The following is a 19,901-nucleotide window of genomic DNA, read 5'->3' as shown; positions in this document are numbered from 1 at the left end:
AGAAACCGCACGCATTAACCGCAATGCCTCAACTTCGTGCAGATGCGCGGCGCATCCACGCCAGAAATGCGGCGCAGATCATTATTAATGTCACAAACAGCGCGAGCGAGACGAGAAATCCTGCGCGCGGTGATTGCAGAGCTTCGAGCGCGAAGAACAATGCGCCGATTGCGGCCACTCCGGCCGCATTTCCGATCTGCGCAATGGTGCCGTACATGCCGGACGCCGAGCCTGCGGCGACGGGCTTCACGGTGGAAAGCACCGCGCCGGACAGCGGCGCCATCACCAGGCCCTGACCGTAGCCGAAGATGATCATGGTGAGCGCAAGCCCGATCGGCGTCGGCGCATCGAGATCGACTACAACAAGCGCGAGCGCGGTGAGGCCCGCAATCTGAAGCGCGCAGCCCTCGATCAACACCTTGGTGCCGCGATGGCGCGCCCGCACACCGCTGTGACGCGAGGCCACGACGAAGGCGAACGCGAGCGGAATGAAGGCCATGCCGGCTTCGAGCGGCGGGATCTTCAGGCCGCGCTGCATGAACAGCGTCATGACGAGATAGAACGAGAGATTGGCGACGAAGAAAAAGAAGGCCGCGCCGAGGCCGCGCAGGAACGCCGCATCCGCCAGCAGCGTGAGATCGATCAGCGGCATGCCGCCGGCGCGCCCGACTGCGTGCTCGAGCTTCAGGAATAGCGCGAGGATCACCCCGCCGATCGCCATCGCCGCCCACAGCCACGGCGCCCAGCCGACATCGTGCCCGAACAGCAGCGGACCGATCAGGCACAACAACCCTGCGAACAGCACAACACTGCCCTTGATGTCGAGCTTCGTACCGGCCCGGCGAGGCACCGACGGCATGATGCGCCAGGCGGCACCGGCGATGACGAGGCCGCTGGGAACGTTGACGAAGAACACCGAGCGCCAGCCGGTGCCGGCGAGATCGAGCGTGACGAGAAGCCCGCCGAGCAGGAAGCCCGCGGCGCCCGCAAGCCCGAGCACAATGCCGTAGACGGCAAAGGCGCGGTTGCGCTGGCCGTCGGTGAACAACAGATGCAGCGTCGCCAGCACCTGCGGCACCATCAGCGCGGCGGTGGCGCCCTGCGCCAGCCGCGCGATGATCAGCTCCGCGCCTGATTGCGCCAGCCCGCACCACAGCGAGGTCAGGGTGAAGCCGAGCACGCCGGCCAGGAATACGTTCTTGGTCCCGTGGATGTCGCCGAGCCTGCCGCCGGTGACGACCAGCGTGGCATAGGCGATCAGATAGATCGCGATGACGGATTCGATCTGCGCCGGCGTCGCGTGCAGATCGACGGCGATGGTCGGAATGGCGACGTTCACGATGAAGGCGTCGACGCCGAACATGAACTGGGCGGCGACGACGATGCCGAGCACCCACCAGCGGCGCGACGAATCGATCTGCTTTGTGACGGTTTGATGCATCGGCGCGCGGCCCTTCCGGAATTTATTTGCGCGCGATGCTCGCAGATCGGCGTCATCGGTGCGATTACCTCCGAGGTAGGACTTGCCGCCTTCTTGCCGCTTTGGCCCGATTGCTGCATGTCGGTTCCCGCTGGTCTCGCGGGGTTCGGAAGTCTTCCGATGTACGACTACGACATGGTGGTGATCGGCTCGGGCCCGTCGGGGCGCCGGGCCGCAGTGCAATGCGCCAAGCTCGGCAAGGCGGTGCTGGTGGTGGAGAAGGGCCGGCGGGTCGGCGGCGTCTCCGTCCACACCGGCACCATTCCCTCCAAAACCCTGCGCGAGACCGTGCTCAATCTGTCCGGCTGGCGCGAGCGTGGCTTCTACGGCCGCTCCTACCGGGTGAAGCAGGATATCGCGGCAAGCGACCTGACGACCCGGCTGCAGAAAACCCTCGATCACGAGGTCGAGGTTCTCGAGCATCAACCTCGAGGCCGCCGGCATCGCCGTCGATCATCGCGGGCGCATCACGGTCGATCCCGTGACATTGCAGACCAGCGTGCCCCACATCTACGCGGCCGGTGACGTGATCGGCTTTCCGAGCCTCGCCTCGACCTCGATGGAGCAGGGCCGCGTCGCCGCCTGTCACGCGCTCGGCATGGAGCCCCTGGCGCCGCCGGAGTTCTTTCCCTACGGCATCTATTCGGTGCCGGAGATCTCGACCGCCGGCCTCACCGAAGAAGAGGTGCGCACGCGCGGCATTCCTTACGAGGTCGGCATCGCCCGCTTCCGCGAGACCTCGCGCGGCCACATCATGGGGCTGAACAGCGGCATGATGAAGATGATCTTCTCGACCAAGACGCGCCGCCTGCTCGGCGTGCACATCCTCGGCGAAGGCGCTACCGAGCTGATCCATATCGGCCAGGCCGTGCTCAACCTCAAAGGCGGCATCGACTATTTCATCCAGAACACGTTCAACTACCCGACACTGGCGGAGGCGTACAAGATCGCCGGCCTGGATGCGTGGAACAGGATGACGCGGTGATCTTCCTTCGCCTCTCCCCGCGGGGAGAGGGAGAAGATGAGCGCATGCCTGCATTCCGCCGCGCGGGACATCGCGCGATTGCGTTCGCGCCATCGGGCACGTAGCCTCACCGTCTCAACAAACAAAAAATCCAGCCGGAGAGAACGCCATGGCGCGCCTGAAGTTCGGAGCCTTCCTTGCCCCGCATCACCCGATCGGGGAGCATCCGATGCTCCAGTTCCGGCGCGATCTCGACCTGGTCGAGCAGCTCGACGCGCTCGGTTATGACGAGTTCTGGTGCGGCGAGCACCATTCCTCCGGCTGGGAGATGATCGCCTCGCCCGAGATGTTTTTGGCCGCAGCCGGCGAGCGCACCAAGCGGATCAGGCTCGGTACCGGCGTGGTGTCGCTGCCCTATCACCATCCCTTCAACGTCGCCCAGCGCATGGTGCAGCTCGATCACATGACCGGCGGCCGCGCCATCTTCGGCTCCGGTCCCGGTGCGCTCGCCTCCGACGCGCACACGCTCGGCATCGACCCGATGACGCAGCGCGACCGCCAGGACGAGGCGATCGGCGTGATCCGCCGCCTGTTCAACGGCGAGCGCGTCACCGCCAAGAGCGACTGGTTCACCATGAACGATGCCGCGCTCCAGCTCCTGCCCTTGCAGGAGGAAATGCCGTTCGTGGTGGCCTCGCAGATCTCGCCCTCCGGCATGACGCTCGCCGGCAAATACGGCATCGGCATCATCTCGCTGGGCTCGATGACGACACAGGGCCTGATGTCGCTCCAGCAGCAATGGCAGTTCGCCGAGGATGCCGCCAGGAAGCACGGCACGACGGTGAACCGCGCCGACTGGCGCGTGCTCCTGACCTGGCACGTCGCCGAGACCCGCGAGCAGGCCCGCCGCGAGGCCGGCGCCGGCCTGATGCGCTGGCACAACGAATATAATGTCGGCACCTTGCAGCGGCCGGGCCTCACCGCATTCGCCTCGCCCGACGAGGCCGTGGACAAGACCGCCTTCGTCGAGGGCGCCGCCTCCGTCATCGGCACGCCCGACGACCTCGTGAAAATGATCAAGAACGTGATGCAGGTCTCCGGCGGCGTCGGCGCCGTGATCGGCTTCGTGCACGACTGGGCCAACCCGGAGAACACGCGCCGGAGCTGGGACCTGGTCGCGCGCTATGTCGTGCCGGAGATCAACGGCTATATCGATGGCCTCCGCAAGTCGCAAAAATTCGTGATCGAGAACCGCGCGATCTTCGAACGCGCCGGCCAGGCCGTGATGGCCAAGATCATGGAGAACGAGAAGGCTGCCGAAGCGCTGAAGGTCACCGGACCCGGCCGCGTCGCCATTCCCGCCGTCAACGCCCCGGATCTGCAGAAGGAAGCGGCGAAGCGGTAGGGCTCGTTGGCGTTACACGTGTAACCACGATCTCAAGCAAGCGATATCGGCCTGTGCTATGCTGACCCGGTCAGCTGGCGCAGGCCGCAATAAAGTTGCGGTCGCGCGATGTCCGTTCGGTCAGCCAACCGGAGCACTCGTCATGTCGATGCAGAATGTGGCCGCCCCTGCGCTTCAGTTCACCGCCCCGGGGCGTAACGAGCTAACGCACATCCCGGGCGACGAGGGCTGGCCGGTCATCGGCAAGACCTTCCAGGTGCTGGCCGACCCCAAGGGGCATATCGAGGCGAACGGCGCCAAATACGGCTCGGTCTACCGCACCCATGTCTTCGGCGAGACCAATGTCGTGCTGCTCGGACCCGAAGCGAACGAGCTCGTGATGTTCGACCAGCAAAAACTGTTCTCGTCGACGCACGGCTGGAACAAGGTGCTCGGCCTGCTGTTTCCGCGCGGATTGATGCTGCTCGATTTCGACGAGCACCGGCTGCACCGCAAGGCGCTGTCGGTCGCGTTCAAGTCCGGACCGATGAAATCCTATCTCAGCGATCTCGACCGCGGCATTTCCGCGCGCGTCGCGCAGTGGAAGGCCAAGCCCGGCGAGATGCAGCTCTATCCGGCGATGAAGCAGCTCACACTCGATCTCGCCGCCGCGTCCTTTCTCGGCGCCGATATCGGGCCGGAGGTCGACGAGATCAACCGCGCCTTCGTCGACATGGTCGCGGCCGCCGTCGCACCGATCCGCCGTCCCCTGCCCGGCACGCAGATGGCGCGCGGTGTCGCGGGCCGCAAGCGCATCGTCGCCTATTTCCGCCAGCAGATTCCGCTCCGCCGCGGCAATCACGGCGGCGATGATCTGTTCTCGCAGCTCTGCCGCGCCACCCATGAGGACGGTGCGCTGCTGTCGGAGCAGGACATCATCGACCACATGAGCTTTTTGATGATGGCGGCGCACGACACGCTGACCTCGTCGCTCACCTCCTTCATCGGCGAGCTCGCCGCAAACCCGGACTGGCAGGACAGGCTGCGCGCCGAGGTTCTGGCGCTCGGGCTCGCCCCGGGCGCGCCAAGCAGCTTCGACGATCTCGAGAAGATGCCGCTGTCCGAAATGGCGTTCAAGGAAGCGCTGCGGATCAAGCCGCCGGTGCCGTCGATGCCGCGCCGCGCGATGCGCGACTTCACCTTCAAGGGTTTCAGGATTCCCGCCGGCACCGCGGTCGGCGTCAATCCGCTCTATACGCATCACATGAAGGACATCTGGCCGGAGCCGGACCGCTTCGATCCGCTGCGCTTCACCGAGGAGGCCCAGCGTGGCCGCCACCGCTTCGCCTGGGTGCCGTTCGGCGGCGGTGCGCATATGTGCCTCGGCCTGCACTTCGCCTACATGCAGGCCAAATGCTTTGCCCGGCACTTCCTGCAGAACATCGAGGTGTCGCTGGAGCCGGGCTACAAGCCGGACTGGCAGATGTGGCCGATCCCGAAGCCGCGGGACGGGTTGAAGGTGCGGGTGAAGGCGGTGTGAATTGGTACGCCGTCATTCCGGGCGCACGAAGTGCGAGCTATGGTGCGCAATTGCGCACCTGAGAATCTCGAGATTCCGGGTTCGATGCTTCGCATCGCCCCGGAATGACGACAGAAAATCCCTCGCTACGCCCCCTGATCGAACGCCTTGCGCAGCGCCACGTAGCCCTGCTGCTGCTGGCTCCAGTTGCGGCCGCCGGTGATGGCGCCGTCGATGACGAGGTCGTGGCCGTTGATGAAGCTGGATTCGTCGCTCGCCAGGAACACCGCGGCATGGGCGATGTCGTCGGGAACGCCGGCGCGCGGGATCGGCTGGGCGGTCTTGTAGACTTCGCGCATCACCGCCGGCGTCTTCTCCGCGGCGTCGGTCGCCAGCCCAAGCGCCTTGCCGAAAATGCCGGTCGCGATCGCGCCGGGCGAGATCGAGTTGACGCGGACGTTGGATTCGCCGAGCTCCATCGCCACGCATTTGGTGAGATGGATCACCGCCGCCTTGGCCGCGCCGTAAACCACCGACGAGGAGAAGCCGGCGAGCCGGCCAGCGATGCTGCCATTGTTGATGATGCTGCCGGACCCCTGCTTCTTCATGTAGGGCGCGGCGTGCTTCATGCCGAGCATGACGCTGCGCACCAGCGTCGCCATCGCCGCGTCGAAGCGCTCGACCTCGAGGCCCTCGATGCCGCCGGTCTGCGCCGGCCCGCCGGCATTGTTGAACAGGCAATCGATCCGGCCGAATTTGTCTACCGCGAGCGCGATCAGCGCCTGCATCTGCGCTTCGACCGTCACATCGGTCTGGCGGAAGATGCAATTGGCCCCGAGCTGCTTCGCCAGCGCCTCGCCTTCCGGTATGCGCCGCCCCGCGATCACAATTTTGGCACCTTCGGCAACGAAGACTTCAGCGGTCCGTAATCCGATCCCGCTTGTCGCACCCGTAATCACCGCGACCTTTCCGTCCAGCCTGCCCATGGAATGTCCCTGTTTTCGAACCTCTTGACGCCAAATGGCGGATACCGATCGACGACGACGCCGCGACAGTCGGCGCCGCGACGGTCACTATTCCTGCCGGCTCCCGACAAGGCAAGCTTTGCTTGCGCTGGCGAGATGCGTAACATTCGCAACGAACGCACCTCGCAACCGGGCGGCGCATGGAGAAGCTGATCGACGAATTCCGCAAGGGCTGGCAGGGCGCGGCACCTCCGTCGCTCGGCTTGAGCATTGCCTTTGCGGTGGCCTGCCTGCTCGTTGCGACGCTGGCGCGCTGGGGCCTCGCGCAAGTGCGGCCCGACGTCTACTTCACCCCGTACTTTCCGGCCGTGTTCTTTGCCGCCGCGTTCGGAGGCTTCCGGATCGGCATCGTGACGGCGATCGTCGGCGGCGTGCTCGGCGTCGTCGTGAATTTCAGCGATGCGCTTGCCGATCGCGCGCGTTTTGCCCTGCTGGCGCTCTACTGGGCCGTGAGCGCGCTGACCATCTGGGGCGTCGAGCACTATCGCACCATGCTGGCGGAGCAGCGCCGGATCTCCAAGCGCCTGATCGAGGAAGAAGACTATCGCAAGCTGCTGGTCGACGAGCTCCAGCACCGGCTGAAGAACAAGCTCTCGACAGTGCACGCCGTGATTCACCAGGTGCTGCATGACCAGCCGCAGGTCTGGGCCCGGGTCGATCCGCGGCTGCGATCGCTGGCCGCAACCGACGATCTGATCTCGCGGATCGACAAGGCCGGCTGCGACATCCGCGATCTCCTGATCTCGGAGCTCGGCCCCTACGGCCACGTCCGCTTCACCCTCAACGGCGACCGGCTGTTCCTGCCGGCGAAGCTCGCGGTCACGCTGTCATTGATGTTTCACGAGCTCGCCACCAATGCAGGCAAATACGGCGCATTCTCTGCGCCGCGCGGTCTGCTGCAGGTGTCGTGGACCGTCAGCGACGATCGCCTGACCATCACCTGGGACGAGACCGAGGGGCCAACCGTGGACAAGGTGTCCGAGCCTGGCTTCGGCACCAAGCTGCTGAAATCGGCGCTTTCCGCCTTCGATGGCAGGACCGAGATCTCGTATCTGAAGACCGGGCTGCATTGCATCATGCAATGCCGCATCCCCCAAGGCGAAAGCCGCTAAAGCGAAAGCAGACCCGCGCGCTCCGCTCGCGATTTCGCTGGGCGCATTGACCCTCTGTTAATGACGATCGGCGCGCGTGCCGCATCGCCGCAAGACACCACCGTATTTCTCCGGACCCCTTAACCGAACTTAAGAGGGAACCACGCAAGATCGCGCCCATTGCAAAGGCGCGCTGAAACAACAAGATTCATGACTTCTATGAACGACAACAGATATTCCGGCGCGAGCGAAGCCGAACTCGGATTCCTCAAGGAAATCGTTAGAATGCTGCCGGCCGGCCTGACCGTTCAGGACGCCCATGGCGAGCTTCTGCTGGTTAACGATGCCGCAGCGGCGCAGCTCGGCATGGACGACAGCCGTCCCTCGCCCGATCTGACGCCGCGCCGGGAAGCCTGCCGCCGGGCGCTGAGCGCCGGCCAGGCGGTCGTCACCGAGGAAGCCCTGCACGACGGCGCGGCGCGCCAGGTGCTGCTCACGACCCATCGCCCCGTTCGCCTCGCCGGACGCGAGCTCCTGATCTCCGCCTCCTCCGACATCACCGAGCAGAAGAATTTCGAGGACCAGCTGTTCCGCTCGGCCTATTTCGACGAGCTGACCGGCCTGCCCTCGCGGCGCGTGATCGAGCACCGCGCCAACAACCTGCTCGCGCGCGATGGCGGCGGCGAGCGCTTCGCGCTCGCCTTTCTCGACGTCGACAATTTCAAGCACATCAACGACTATTACGGCCACGCCGTCGGCGATGCGCTGCTGGTCGAGCTGGCGAAGCGGCTCGGGCGCGACCTGCGCGATTCCGACATGCTGTCGCGCATCTCGGGCGACGAATTCCTGCTGCTGCTCTCCCCGATCCAGGGCCAGGAGGAAGTCGCCGAATTCATGCAAGCGACGCTGGAGCGGCTGACCGCGCCGTTCTTCATCGACCATTCGGAGGTCTTCGCCTCGACCTCGGTCGGCATCAGCCTCTATCCCGATCACGGAAGCAGCTTCGAGATGCTGCGTCAGAACGCCGACATCGCGATGTACCGCATCAAGAACGACGGCAAGGGATCGGCCGCCTTCTTCGACGCCAGCATGGAGCGCGAGGCGCTGGCGCGCACCAAGATCGAGCAGTCGCTGCGGCTCGCCATCCTGGAGAAGCGCTTCTGCTGCGCGTTCCAGTCCAAGGTCGACATCCGCACGCAGGCCGTGAAGGGCATCGAGGCCCTGGTGCGGCTGCGCGACGACGAAGGCGTGATCCAGGCGCCGGGCTCGTTCATCAACCTTGCCGGCGAGCTCGGACTGATCGACGAGCTGACCCATCTCGTGCTCGCCGAGATCGTCAAGTCGATCGACCTGATCAACGACACGTTCGGCGCGGACGCCTCCATCAGCATCAACGTCGCCGCCAGGCAGGCCGGCAATCCCGAGTTCATGCGCAGCTTCGCGCAGGCGCTGGACAACACTGGCTTTCCCCAACGCTTCATGATCGAGCTGACGGAAGAGGCCTTCGTCGCCAAAAGCCATTTCCAGTCGGAAATCCTGCCGATGTTCCGCAAGCTCGGCGTCGGCATCTCGATCGACGATTTCGGCACCGGTTATTCCTCGCTCTCGGCGCTCGCCGACATCACGGCCGACGAGATCAAGATCGACCGCTCCTTCATCACCGACATCCATAAGCGGCCGCGCAGCCAGGGCATCCTGCGCGCGATCGAATCCTTGAGCGAAGCGCTCGGCATGACCGTGATCGCCGAGGGCCTCGAATCCTACGAGGAGCTCGCCTACCTCCAGGCCGCGACCAAGATCCGCTACGCGCAGGGCTATTATTTCTCGCGGCCGATCTTCCTGGAGGAGCTGAAGCTCGCAACACCCGTCGCCAGCGAGTCCCGCGCCAACGTGGCCAGCCGCCCGATGCAGCAGAACCGACAGGGCTATTCGCGGGCGGGCGGTTATCGGCGGTAGGGCGGCAGCGGCGCAACAAACACCGCCGTCGTCCTGGCGAAAGCCAGGACCCATTACCCCAGGCGGGTGTCGTGGCGCGGGATGGTGACCACGAGTCTTCGCCAAACAGCTCCCTAGGGTAATGGGTCCTGGATCGGCGCTCGCTTTGCTCGCTTGTCCAGGACGACGACCGAGAATGGGTCGCGAAGCCAGCGCCAATTCTCCCCTTTGAAATTGCTGCCCTTTTGGTAATAAACAGGCGGGCTTCCCGCGAGGCACGCCATGTCCGGTCCCTCTTCCGTCGTCAGCGATCCCGCCTATATCCGCGCACGCGCCATGGAGACGCTGTTCGAGCGGCTGGAGCATCTGTGCGAGGGCGCCATCGCGATCGATCGCAGCGGACGCGTGGTGTATGTCAACGAAAAATACGTCACTGCGATGGGCCTCTCGCACGAATCCGAGGCGCTCGGCCGCCCGATCGAGGAGGTCATCCCCAACAGCCTGATGCGCAGGGTCGTGGAAACGGGTGAACCGATCATCCTCGACATCATGGAGCTCGGCGGCGAGCAACTCGTCGTGACCCGCATGCCGATCGAGGACGAGAAGGGGAATATCATCGGCGCGATCGGCTTCGTACTTTACGACCGCCTCGAGGGCTTGAAGCCACTGCTCGGTCGCGTCGCCCAGCTCGAGAACGACTTGCGGCTGGCGCGGCGGCAATTGTCGCATGCGCGCGCCGCCCGGTTCACTTTCGACGACTATGTCGGTGCAACCGCCGGCATCGCACAGGCCAAGGAGCTTGCAGCGCGCGCCGCGCGCCAGAGCGTCACCGTTCTGCTCACCGGGGAGACCGGCACCGGCAAGGAGATGCTGGCGCAGGCCATCCACAACGCCTCCGCCCGCGCCGAAAAGCCGTTCGTCAGCGTCAACGTCGCGGCGATCCCGGATACGCTGATCGAATCGGAGTTCTTCGGCGCCGCGCCGGGCGCCTATACCGGCGCGGACCGCAAGGGTCGCGACGGAAAATTCCGGATCGCCGACGGGGGCACGCTGTTTCTCGACGAGATCGGCGAGATGCCGCTGCAATTGCAGGCCAAGCTGCTGCGCGTGCTCCAGGAGCGCGAGATCGAGCCACTCGGCTCCGACAAGGTCACCAGGGTCGACGTGCGCGTGATTGCGGCCACCAATGTCGACCTGCACAAGCGGGTCAGCGAGGGGACATTCCGGGCGGATCTCTACTACCGGCTGAACGTGCTCTCGATCGAGCTGCCGCCCCTGCGCCACTGCCTGGACGACCTGCCCGAGATCTGCGGACGGCTGCTCGAGGACATCAGCGCATCCGGCGACTACCTCAATGCCAGGATCACGCCGAGCGGTCTGGCTGCGCTTGCGCGCTATGGCTGGCCCGGCAACGTCCGCGAACTGCGCAACATCCTGGAACGCGCGCTGATCCTGAGCGATTCGGGACGCCTCACCAGCGACGATTTCGATCGCATTCTCCCCGTCGGCGCGGAGACGGTGCCCACGGCACCATCGCGGCCGGCCGGCCTCGTCCTGCCCTATGCGGAAGCCGAGGCCGAGTTCGAGAAGCACACGCTGGAACAGGCGCTCGCCGCCAGCAACGGCCAGATCTCGGAGGCCGCCAAGATGCTCCAGATCTCGCGCGCGACCTTCTACAAGAAGCTCGCCAAGTTCGGCCTCGCCTCGGGAGCCGCATCCGTCTGAGTTGCGAGACATCGCGTGTCCGGAGTCTCGGACTCCAGACACGGCGCGCTGCCGCTCTGTCCCGGGGCGGGCGTTGAAACTGCTGGGTTTTCAGCCATTTTGCGCAAACCTGCGGCATCTGGCGCGGAGCTTGCTCTTCGCCCTGCACAATGACGCATGCTGCACATGCGCATTCGCAACCAGGGAGGACGCAAGATGAGTGAAGCGATCTCAGTCCATCAGCTTGAGGCGAGACAGCCCTCGCACGTGACCGTCGCCACCGCGAGCCTGATCGGCACAGCCATCGAGTGGTACGACTTCTTCCTTTACGGCACCGCCGCGGCGCTGATCTTCAACAAGCTGTTCTTCCCGACCTTCGACCCCATGATGGGAACGCTGCTGGCGTTCGCGACCTACGCGCTCGGCTTCATCGCGCGTCCGCTCGGCGGCGTCGTGTTCGGCCACTACGGCGACAAGATCGGCCGCAAGACCATGCTCTATCTGACCCTGCTGATCATGGGCGCGGCGACCGCGGCGATCGGCTTCCTGCCGACCTACGAGACCGCCGGCATCTGGGCCGCGGTCCTGCTGGTGACCTGCCGGCTGATCCAGGGCTTTGGCCTCGGCGGCGAATGGGGCGGCGCGGTGCTGATGGCGGTCGAGCATGCGCCCGCGGACAAGAAGGGATTCTACGGCAGCTGGCCGCAACTCGGGGCGCCGCTCGGTCTCGTGCTCGGCACGCTGGTGTTCTCGGTGGTGTCCGCGATGCTGACCGACGCACAGCTTCTTTCCTGGGGCTGGCGCATCCCGTTCCTGTTCTCGATCGCGCTGGTGCTGGTGGGCCTGTGGATTCGCTTCACCATCGCGGAATCGCCGGAGTTCCAGAAGGTCAAGGACACCAAGCAAGAGGTCAAGATGCCGATCCTCGAGGCGATCCGGATGTATCCCAAGAACATCCTGCTCGCGATGGGCGCGCGCTTTGCCGAAAACGGCTTCTTCTACATCTACGCGACCTTCGTGCTCGCCTATGCGACGCAATCGCTCGGCATGAACAAGCAGGACATGCTCAACGGCGTGCTGATCGGCGCGGCGATCGAGACCTTCACCATTCCCGCCTTCGGCGCGCTCTCCGACCGGCTCGGGCGGCGGCCGATCTACATCTTCGGCGCGGTGTTCTCGGCGCTGATGTCGTTCCCGCTGTTCATGCTGCTTTCGACCAAGAACCCGCAATATGCCTGGATCGCGATCGTGCTCGGCCTCGCCGTCGGTCACGCCGCGATGTACGGCCCGCAGGCGAGCTTCCTGTCGGAGCTGTTCGGCACCAAGGTGCGCTATAGCGGCGTCTCGCTCGGCTACAACCTCGCCTCGATCTTCGCCGGCGCATTGTCGCCGCTGATCGCGACGGGATTGATGACGGCGTACGCGCCGGCGACCTGGCCGATCTCGCTCTACATGATCGCGCTGGCGATCATCACCGTCGTGTCGGTCTATTTCGCCACCGAAACACGCAAGATAGTGCAGTCCTGAACGTCCTGACGATACCTCTTGTCGCGAGGAGCAGCCTGTTCCGGGCCTGCTCCCCGCGCTAGGATCGACGCACAGCAACGACGGCATACCGTCCAGGGATCGGGAGGAACGCCGTGAGCCATCATCCAGCTCTGCCCTATCTGCGCAATTCCGAGAAAGGCAAGGTCGTCACGGCGGCCGAAGCGGTCATGCTGATCCGCGACGGCGACACCGTCGCGACCGGCGGCTTCGTCGGCATCGGCTTTGCCGAGGAGATCGCGATCGCACTGGAGGAGCTCTATCTCTCACACGAGGGCGATGCGCCCTACACGCAGGGCAAGCCGCGCAATCTGACGCTCGTCTACGCGGCCGGCCAGGGCGACGGCAAGCATCGCGGCCTCAATCATTTCGCGCATGAAGGCCTGGTCCGGCGCGTGATCGGCGGGCACTGGGGCCTTGCCCCGAAGCTCCAGCAGCTTGCGATCGCCAATCAGATCGAGGCCTATAACCTGCCGCAGGGCGTCATCACGCATCTGTTCCGCGACATCGCCGCGCGCCGGCCCGGCCACATCACCCGCGTCGGCATGGGCACCTTCGTCGACCCCCGCAATGGCGGCGGCAAGCTGAATGCGCGCACCACCGAGGACATGGTGGAGCTGATCAAGATCGGCGGCGAAGAATGCCTGCTCTACAGGACGTTTCCGATTCAAGTCGGGATCATCCGCGCCACGACGGGCGATCCCGACGGCAATCTCACCATGGAGAAGGAGGCGCTGACGCTGGAGGCGCTCGCGATCGCCATGGCGGCGCATAATTCCGGCGGCATCGTCATCGCCCAGGTCGAGCGCGTTGCCGAGAGCGGCAGCCTCAATCCGCGCCAGGTCAAGATTCCCGGCATCCTCGTCGATTGCGTCGTCGTGGCGAGACCTGAGAACCACTGGCAGACCTTCGGCACGCAATACAATGCGGCCTTCTCGAGCGAGATCCGGGTCCGCGCCGCCTCCCTGCCCGTGATGCCGGTCAGCGAGCGCAAGATCATCGCCCGGCGCGCCGCGCTCGAGCTCAAGGCCAATAGCGTGGTCAATCTCGGCATCGGCATGCCCGAAGGGATCGCTTCGGTCGCAAATGAAGAGCGGATCATCGATCTCATCACGCTGACGGCGGAGCCCGGCGTGATCGGCGGCATTCCGGCGAGCGGGATCGATTTCGGCGCGGCGATCAACACCCAGGCGGTGATCGACCAGCCTTATCAATTCGACTTCTACGACGGCGGCGGCCTGGATGCCGCCTTCCTCGGGCTCGCCCAGGTCGATCGCGCCGGCAACCTCAATGTCAGCAAGTTCGGGCCGAAGCTCGCGGGCGCCGGCGGCTTCATCAACATCAGCCAGAACGCCAAGGAGGTCGTCTTCGTCGGCACGTTCGGCGCCGGCAAGCAGCGCATTGCGGTGAACGACGGAAAGCTCGCCATCCTCGACGAGGCGAGGTCGCGCAAATTCGTCAACAGCGTCGAGCACGTCACCTTCAGCGGCCCCTTCGCCGCGGCACGGGGGCAGCGCGTGCTCTATGTCACCGAGCGCTGCGTCTTCGCGTTGCGGCCCGACGGGCTCGAGCTCATGGAAATAGCGCCCGGCATCGACATCGAGCGCGACATCCTGCGCCTGATGGATTTCAAGCCATTGATCCCGCGCGACCCTATCCTGATGGACACCCGCATCTTCCGCGACGGCCCCATGGACCTGCGCGAGCGGCTGCTGACCATTCCGCTCGACCAGCGCTTCACGCTCGACGAGCAGCAGAACCTGTTCTTCGTCAACCTGGAACGATATCCGCTGCGCAGCAAGGCCGAGATCGATGCGATCGCAGCCCTCGTCGAGGCGAAGCTCGCCCCGCTCGGCCGCCGGGTCTACGCCATCGTCAACTACGACAACTTCTCGATCCTGCCGGAGCTGATGGACGACTATTCGGCCATGGTGCGCAGCCTGGTCGATCGCTTCTATTCCGGCGTGTCGCGCTACACCACGTCCGGCTTCCTGCGCATCAAGCTCGGCGAAGCCCTGGAGAAGCGCGGCGTCGCGCCGCACATCTTCGAGAGCGCGGAAGAGGCGCAGTCGGACTGGCGGCAGATCGAGTCTGCCGGCAGACCCGCCGCATCAGGCGACACGCGCGTGACACGGCAGGCCTAAAAATGATGCATGCTCATGTGCCGGCGCAGTCCGCCGGAAGGATGAATTGCAATGTTCGTAACGTTGTGCAACTCGCTGTTACCGAGAAACTTTGAATCAGGAGGGACCATCGTGCGTCGATCACTCATCATAACAACAACCATCCTCGCCCTCGCCGCGGGCACCTCCGCTCGGGCCGACGACCTCAAGGTCGCGCTGATCTACGGCAAGACCGGTCCGCTCGAGGCCTACGCCAAGCAGACCGAGACCGGCCTGCAGATGGGTTTTGAGTACGCCACCAAGGGCACCATGACGCTCGACGGCCGCAAGATCGTCGTCATCACCAAGGACGACCAGGGCAAGCCCGATCTCTCCAAGGCAGCGCTCGCGGAAGCCTATCAGGACGACAAGGCTGATATCGCGATCGGCACGACATCGTCGGCCGCAGCGCTTGCCATTCTCCCGGTCGCCGAGGAGAACAAGAAGATCTTGATCGTCGAGCCGGCGGTCGCGGACCAGATTACCGGCGAGAAGTGGAATCGCTACATCTTCCGCACCGCGCGCAACTCCTCGCAGGACGCGATCTCGAATGCGGTCGCGATCGGCAAGCAGGGCGTCACCGTCGCAACGCTGGCGCAGGACTATGCCTTCGGCCGCGACGGCGTCGCCGCCTTCAAGGAGGCGCTTGCCAAGACCGGCGCGACGCTCGCCGCCGAAGAATATGCCCCGACCTCGACCACCGACTTCACCGCGGTCGGCCAGCGCCTGTTCGACGCGCTGAAGGACAAGCCGGGCCGCAAGGTGATCTGGGTGATCTGGGCCGGCGCCGGCAATCCGCTGGCCAAGCTCCAGGACATGGATCCGAAGCGCTACGGCATCGAGCTCTCCACCGGTGGCAACATCCTGCCGGCGCTCGCCGCCTACAAGGGCCTGCCCGGCATGGAAGGCGCCACCTATTACTTCTACGAGATCCCGAAGAACCCGGTGAACGACTGGCTGGTCGCCGAGCACCAGAAGCGCTTCAACGCGCCGCCGGACTTCTTCACCGCGGGCGGCTTCGCCGCCGCGATGTCCGTCGTCGCCGCCGTCACCAAGGCGAAGTCGACCGACACCGAGAAGCTGATCACCGCGATGGAAGGCCTGGAGTTCGACACGCCGAAGGGCAAGATGGTGTTCCGGAAAGACGACCATCAGGCGCTCCAGAGCATGTATCACTTCAAGGTCAAGGTCGATCCGAACGTCGCCTGGGCCGTGCTCGAGCCGGTGCGCGAGCTGAAGATCGAGGACATGGACGTTCCCGTCCGCAACAAGCGCTGAGCTTTCTTGCTTCACCTCCCCCGCTTGCGGGGGAGGCCGGGTGGGGGCTCTTCTCGCTCGGGGGTTCTCGATTGCTGAGACACCCTCTCCCCAACCCTCCCCCGCAAGCGGGGGAGGGAGCGCAGCGTGATCGCGGATACATCTCCATTTTATTCGCCAAACTCGGTCGAAACATCGAATGACGCTCTCTCTCGAAACCCGCGACCTCACCATCCGCTTCGGCGGCCACGTCGCGGTCAACAACGTCTCCTGCACGTTCCGCCCCGGCGAGCTCACCGCCATCGTCGGGCCGAACGGCGCCGGCAAGACCACCTATTTCAACCTGATCTCGGGCCAGCTACGCGCATCGAGTGGCAGCATCCTGTTCGACGGCACCGACATCACCCAGCATTCCGCGCCGCTGCGCACCCGCGCGGGCCTCGGACGCGCCTTCCAGCTCACCAACCTGTTTCCGAACCTCACCGTGGAAGAGAACGTCCGCCTCGCGGTACAGGCGGCGAACGGCACCCATTACGACATGCTGCGGCCGTGGATGGTCCGCCGCGACCTGATCGCGCGCGCCGACGCCATCCTGGACCAGGTCGCGCTCGGTGGCCGCCGCGGCGTCGCCGCGACCGCGCTGTCGCATGGCGACCAGCGCAAGCTGGAGGTGGCGCTGATGATCGCGCTGGAGCCGAAGGTGTTCATGTTCGACGAGCCGACCGCCGGCATGAGCATCGACGAGGTGCCTGTGGTGCTCAACCTGATCGCGCAGCTCAAGCAGGACAGGAGCAAGATCATTCTGCTGGTCGAGCACAAGATGGACGTGGTGCGCTCGCTGGCCGACCGCATCATCGTGCTGCATAACGGCCAGCTCGTCGCCGACGGCGTACCTGCCGAAGTGATCGCCTCGCCGATCGTGCAGGAGGCCTATCTCGGCATCGCACCGAAGAGCGCCGCATGACCGAGCTGTTGAAACTCTCCGGCGTGCACACCCATATCGGCCGCTATCACATCCTCCAGGGCATCGATCTCGTCGTCCCGCAAGGACAGACCACGATGCTGCTCGGCCGCAACGGCGCCGGCAAGACCACGACGCTGCGCACCATCATGGGCTTGTGGCAGGCCTCGAAGGGCGAGATCAGCCTCGCCGGGATGCGCATCGAGAGCCGCGCCACGCCCGACATCGCCCGGCTCGGCGTCGGCTACGTACCCGAGAGCATGGCGGTGTTCTCCGATCTCACGGTGAAGGAGAACCTCGTGCTGGCGGCCCGCGACGGGCCGCTCGACGACGCCCAGCTCGACTGGATCTTCGGCTTCTTCCCGGCGTTGCGCCGGTTCTGGCTGTCGCGCGCGGGAAGCCTCTCGGGCGGACAGAAGCAGATGTTGTCGATCGCGCGCGCCATCATCGAGCCGCGCAAGCTGCTGCTGATCGACGAGCCGACCAAGGGGCTGGCGCCCGCCATCGTCATGGCGCTGATCGAGTGCCTGAAGGAGATCAAGCGCAAGGGCGCCACCATTCTCCTGGTCGAGCAGAACTTCTTTGCCGCGCGCGAGCTCGGCGACAACGTGCTGGTCATGGACAACGGCACCATCGTTCATCGCGGCGATATGGCGGCGCTCGCCGCCGACGTGCCGCTGCAGGAGCGGCTGCTCGGCCTGAGCCTGGAGGCGCATCAGTGACAGAACTTGCCGCAAACGATCCGCTGCCGAAGCCGAAGCGCGACATCGCGCCGATCCTGCTGCCGATCGCGCTCGCCCTCCTGGTGATCCCGCTGGTCGGCTCGCCCAGCACCTGGCTGACGCTGACCGCCGCGAGCCTCGCCATGGGCATGATGATCTTCATCATGGCCTCCGGGCTGACGCTGGTGTTCGGCCTGATGGACGTGCTCAATTTCGGTCATGGCGCCTTCATCGCCGTCGGCGCCTATGTCGCAACCCTGGTGCTGGCACCGTTTGCGGCGTCCATTCAGGCCGATTCGCTCTGGATGAACCTCGCGGTGCTGGCGCCGGCTGCGCTGCTGTCGATGGCGGTGTCGGGCGCGCTCGGCCTGGTCGTCGAGCGCGTGCTGATCCTGCCGGTCTACGGCCAGCATCTGAAGCAGATCCTGATGACGACCGGCGGCCTGATCGTCGCCGAGCAGACGCTCTATGCGCTGTGGGGGCCGCAGATCATCCCGATGCCGCTGCCCACCTCGCTGCGCGGCTCCTTCATCCTCGGCGACGTCGCGATCGCCAAATACCGCGTGCTGGCGACGCTGATCGGCCTTGCCGTCTTCATCGCGATCCAGCTCGTGCTCAACCGCACCAAGCTCGGCCTGCTGATCCGCGCCGGGGTCGAGAACCGCGAGATGGTCGAGGCGCTCGGCTATCGCATCCGCCGCCTGTTCCTCGGCGTGTTCATGACGGGCTCCGCGCTCGCAGGCCTCGGCGGGGTGATGTGGGCGCTCTATCGCGAGCAGGTCCACGCCTCCATGAGCGACGACCTCACCGTGCTGATCTTCATCGTCGTCATCATCGGCGGGCTCGGGTCGATCGGCGGCTGCTTCATCGGCGCGATCCTGGTGGCGATGGTCGCCAATTACGGCGGCTTCCTGGTGCCGAAACTCGCCCTCGTCTCCAACATCCTGCTGATGGTCGCCATTCTGATGTGGCGGCCGCGCGGCCTCTATGCGGTGACCAGCCGATGATGATCCTCTCAGGCGATCCGCCGCGCAGCCGCGTTCTCACGCTCGTCCTCGTCCTCATCATCCTGGCGCTTGCGGCGACGCCGTTCCTGTTTCCCGGTGCCAAGGCGCTGAACGTTGCGGCCAAGATCTGCGTCTTCGCCGCGCTGGTCGCCTCCTACGACCTGCTGCTCGGCTATACCGGCTCGGTGTCGTTCGCCCACACCATGTTCTACGGCATCGGCAGCTACGCGATCGCGATCGCGCTGTACGGGATGGGTCCGAACTGGGCCGCGGTCGCAACCGGCATCGTCGTCGGCCTGCCGCTGGCGGCCCTGCTCGCGCTCGCGATCGGACTGTTTTCGCTGCGGGTCGCAGCGATCTTCTTTGCCATGATCACGCTGGCGGTCGCCTCCGCCTTCCAGGTGCTGGCCTCGCAGCTGTCCTGGCTGACCGGCGGCGAGGATGGCCGCAGCTTCCAGCTGCCCGAACTGCTGCGCCCCGGCACGGTGCTGATCTCCAGAAACCTGTTCGGCTTCGAGGTCAACGGCCGCATTCTCACCTATTACCTCGTGCTCGCCATCTCGGCCCTGATGATCCTCGCATTGCTGCGCGTGGTGAACTCGCCGTTCGGCCGTGTGCTGCAGGCGATCCGCGAGAACCGTTTTCGCGCCGAGGCGCTCGGCTTCCGCACCGTGTTCCACCTGACCTACGCCAACTGCCTCGCGGCCCTCGTCGCCGCCAGCGCCGGCATCCTGAACGCATTGTGGCTGCGCTACGCCGGCCCTGACACCTCGCTCAGCTTCTCGATCATGCTCGACATCCTGCTGATGGTGGTGATCGGCGGCATGGGCACGATCTACGGCGCGATCATCGGCGCCACCATCTTCATCCTCGCGCAGAACTATCTCCAGTCGCTGATGGGCGTCGCCTCCAAGGCGGCGTCGGAAGCCGGCTTGCCGCTGCTGCCGGGACTTCTGCATCCCGACCGCTGGCTGCTGTGGCTCGGGCTGCTGTTCATTGCCAGCGTCTATTTCTTCCCGACCGGCGTGGTCGGACGGCTGCGCAGTGGCGGCGGTGACAAGAGCGCGGGCGCCTCGCATTAAGCTGCCGTTAGTGATGCAGCGCAGCGATTGTTACGCGCATCGCGCAACCGCGGAGCGATTCCC

General features: G+C 65.3%; 14 protein-coding genes and 1 pseudogene. 13 read left to right on the top strand and 2 right to left on the bottom strand.

Translation table 11 applies throughout. The features are described from left to right. Positions 1-28: 28 nt before the first annotated feature. A complete protein-coding gene (locus tag ACE10W_RS01115; protein ID WP_304550183.1) occupies positions 29-1,441 on the bottom strand; it encodes an MFS transporter in 1,413 nt (470 codons plus the stop codon). Positions 1,442-1,600: 159 nt separating this feature from the next. On the opposite strand from ACE10W_RS01115, the pseudogene ACE10W_RS01110 reads away from it, so the two are divergent. The 3 genes and pseudogenes from ACE10W_RS01110 (at position 1,601) to ACE10W_RS01100 (ending at position 5,368) form a co-directional block, all read left to right on the top strand. Beyond that, a pseudogene (locus ACE10W_RS01110) lies at positions 1,601-2,465 on the top strand (FAD-dependent oxidoreductase). Between the two features lie 148 nt (positions 2,466-2,613). Beyond that, positions 2,614-3,849: an LLM class flavin-dependent oxidoreductase gene (locus ACE10W_RS01105; RefSeq protein WP_304550182.1), complete on the top strand. Its 1,236-nt coding sequence runs from the start codon at positions 2,614-2,616 to the stop codon at positions 3,847-3,849. 142 nt (positions 3,850-3,991) lie between these two features. Next, positions 3,992-5,368, top strand: a complete 1,377-nt coding sequence (locus ACE10W_RS01100) for a cytochrome P450 (protein ID WP_304550180.1) — start codon at positions 3,992-3,994, stop codon at positions 5,366-5,368. A gap of 125 nt (positions 5,369-5,493) precedes the next feature. Here the strand turns inward: ACE10W_RS01100 and ACE10W_RS01095 are convergent, their stop codons facing one another. Continuing rightward, the gene (locus ACE10W_RS01095) at positions 5,494-6,333 is read right to left on the bottom strand and encodes an SDR family NAD(P)-dependent oxidoreductase (protein WP_304550178.1); all 840 of its coding nucleotides are present in this window, start codon (positions 6,331-6,333) and stop codon (positions 5,494-5,496) included. 179 nt (positions 6,334-6,512) lie between these two features. Here ACE10W_RS01095 and ACE10W_RS01090 point away from each other — a divergent pair, with 179 nt between their 5' ends. From ACE10W_RS01090 to ACE10W_RS01045, 10 genes are all read left to right on the top strand, one after another. Next, entirely contained in the window at positions 6,513-7,484 is a 972-nt protein-coding gene (locus ACE10W_RS01090; RefSeq protein WP_011083714.1) for a sensor histidine kinase, read from the top strand. A 198-nt stretch (positions 7,485-7,682) separates the two neighbouring features. Continuing rightward, the gene (locus ACE10W_RS01085; protein ID WP_304550175.1) at positions 7,683-9,419 is read left to right on the top strand and encodes a bifunctional diguanylate cyclase/phosphodiesterase; all 1,737 of its coding nucleotides are present in this window, start codon (positions 7,683-7,685) and stop codon (positions 9,417-9,419) included. A 261-nt stretch (positions 9,420-9,680) separates the two neighbouring features. Further along, positions 9,681-11,123: a sigma-54-dependent Fis family transcriptional regulator gene (locus tag ACE10W_RS01080; protein ID WP_011083712.1), complete on the top strand. Its 1,443-nt coding sequence runs from the start codon at positions 9,681-9,683 to the stop codon at positions 11,121-11,123. A gap of 195 nt (positions 11,124-11,318) precedes the next feature. Then, positions 11,319-12,629, top strand: coding sequence for an MFS transporter (locus ACE10W_RS01075; RefSeq protein ID WP_039186767.1), 1,311 nt, complete (start codon positions 11,319-11,321; stop codon positions 12,627-12,629). Positions 12,630-12,742: 113 nt separating this feature from the next. After that, positions 12,743-14,791 (top strand): acyl CoA:acetate/3-ketoacid CoA transferase, encoded by a 2,049-nt coding sequence (locus tag ACE10W_RS01070; protein WP_304550172.1) that lies wholly within the window; start codon positions 12,743-12,745, stop codon positions 14,789-14,791. 111 nt (positions 14,792-14,902) lie between these two features. Beyond that, positions 14,903-16,087, top strand: coding sequence for a substrate-binding domain-containing protein (locus ACE10W_RS01065; protein ID WP_028172584.1), 1,185 nt, complete (start codon positions 14,903-14,905; stop codon positions 16,085-16,087). A gap of 178 nt (positions 16,088-16,265) precedes the next feature. Next, the gene (locus ACE10W_RS01060; RefSeq protein WP_028172583.1) at positions 16,266-17,030 is read left to right on the top strand and encodes an ABC transporter ATP-binding protein; all 765 of its coding nucleotides are present in this window, start codon (positions 16,266-16,268) and stop codon (positions 17,028-17,030) included. After that, a complete protein-coding gene (locus tag ACE10W_RS01055) occupies positions 17,027-17,749 on the top strand; it encodes an ABC transporter ATP-binding protein (protein WP_304550170.1) in 723 nt (240 codons plus the stop codon). The genes ACE10W_RS01060 and ACE10W_RS01055 overlap by 4 nt, the downstream gene beginning before the upstream one ends. After that, entirely contained in the window at positions 17,746-18,756 is a 1,011-nt protein-coding gene (locus tag ACE10W_RS01050) for a branched-chain amino acid ABC transporter permease (RefSeq protein ID WP_011083706.1), read from the top strand. Before ACE10W_RS01055 ends, ACE10W_RS01050 begins: the two co-directional genes overlap by 4 nt. Then, positions 18,753-19,838 (top strand): branched-chain amino acid ABC transporter permease, encoded by a 1,086-nt coding sequence (locus ACE10W_RS01045; protein ID WP_171463731.1) that lies wholly within the window; start codon positions 18,753-18,755, stop codon positions 19,836-19,838. The genes ACE10W_RS01050 and ACE10W_RS01045 overlap by 4 nt, the downstream gene beginning before the upstream one ends. Positions 19,839-19,901: the final 63 nt, after the last annotated feature.

It is taken from the genome of Bradyrhizobium sp. B025, assembly GCF_042257955.1.
In the GTDB taxonomy this organism is placed as follows: Bacteria; Pseudomonadota; Alphaproteobacteria; order Rhizobiales; family Xanthobacteraceae; genus Bradyrhizobium; species Bradyrhizobium diazoefficiens.
The sequence above is the reverse complement of the archived record's forward strand: the minus strand, read 5'-3'. Positions and strand labels throughout refer to the sequence as shown.

Bases quoted from the DNA above. Each gene is read 5' to 3' on its own strand.
- ACE10W_RS01115 (WP_304550183.1), bottom strand. From the start codon at position 1,441: ATGCATCAAACCGTCACAAAGCAGATCGATTCGTCGCGCCGCTGGTGG.
- ACE10W_RS01075 (WP_039186767.1), top strand. From the start codon at position 11,319: ATGAGTGAAGCGATCTCAGTCCATCAGCTTGAGGCGAGACAGCCCTCG.
- ACE10W_RS01045 (WP_171463731.1), top strand. From the start codon at position 18,753: ATGATGATCCTCTCAGGCGATCCGCCGCGCAGCCGCGTTCTCACGCTC.
- ACE10W_RS01055 (WP_304550170.1), top strand. From the start codon at position 17,027: ATGACCGAGCTGTTGAAACTCTCCGGCGTGCACACCCATATCGGCCGC.
- ACE10W_RS01105 (WP_304550182.1), top strand. From the start codon at position 2,614: ATGGCGCGCCTGAAGTTCGGAGCCTTCCTTGCCCCGCATCACCCGATC.
- ACE10W_RS01095 (WP_304550178.1), bottom strand. From the start codon at position 6,333: ATGGGCAGGCTGGACGGAAAGGTCGCGGTGATTACGGGTGCGACAAGC.
- ACE10W_RS01060 (WP_028172583.1), top strand. From the start codon at position 16,266: ATGACGCTCTCTCTCGAAACCCGCGACCTCACCATCCGCTTCGGCGGC.
- ACE10W_RS01090 (WP_011083714.1), top strand. From the start codon at position 6,513: ATGGAGAAGCTGATCGACGAATTCCGCAAGGGCTGGCAGGGCGCGGCA.
- ACE10W_RS01085 (WP_304550175.1), top strand. From the start codon at position 7,683: ATGAACGACAACAGATATTCCGGCGCGAGCGAAGCCGAACTCGGATTC.
- ACE10W_RS01080 (WP_011083712.1), top strand. From the start codon at position 9,681: ATGTCCGGTCCCTCTTCCGTCGTCAGCGATCCCGCCTATATCCGCGCA.
- ACE10W_RS01100 (WP_304550180.1), top strand. From the start codon at position 3,992: ATGTCGATGCAGAATGTGGCCGCCCCTGCGCTTCAGTTCACCGCCCCG.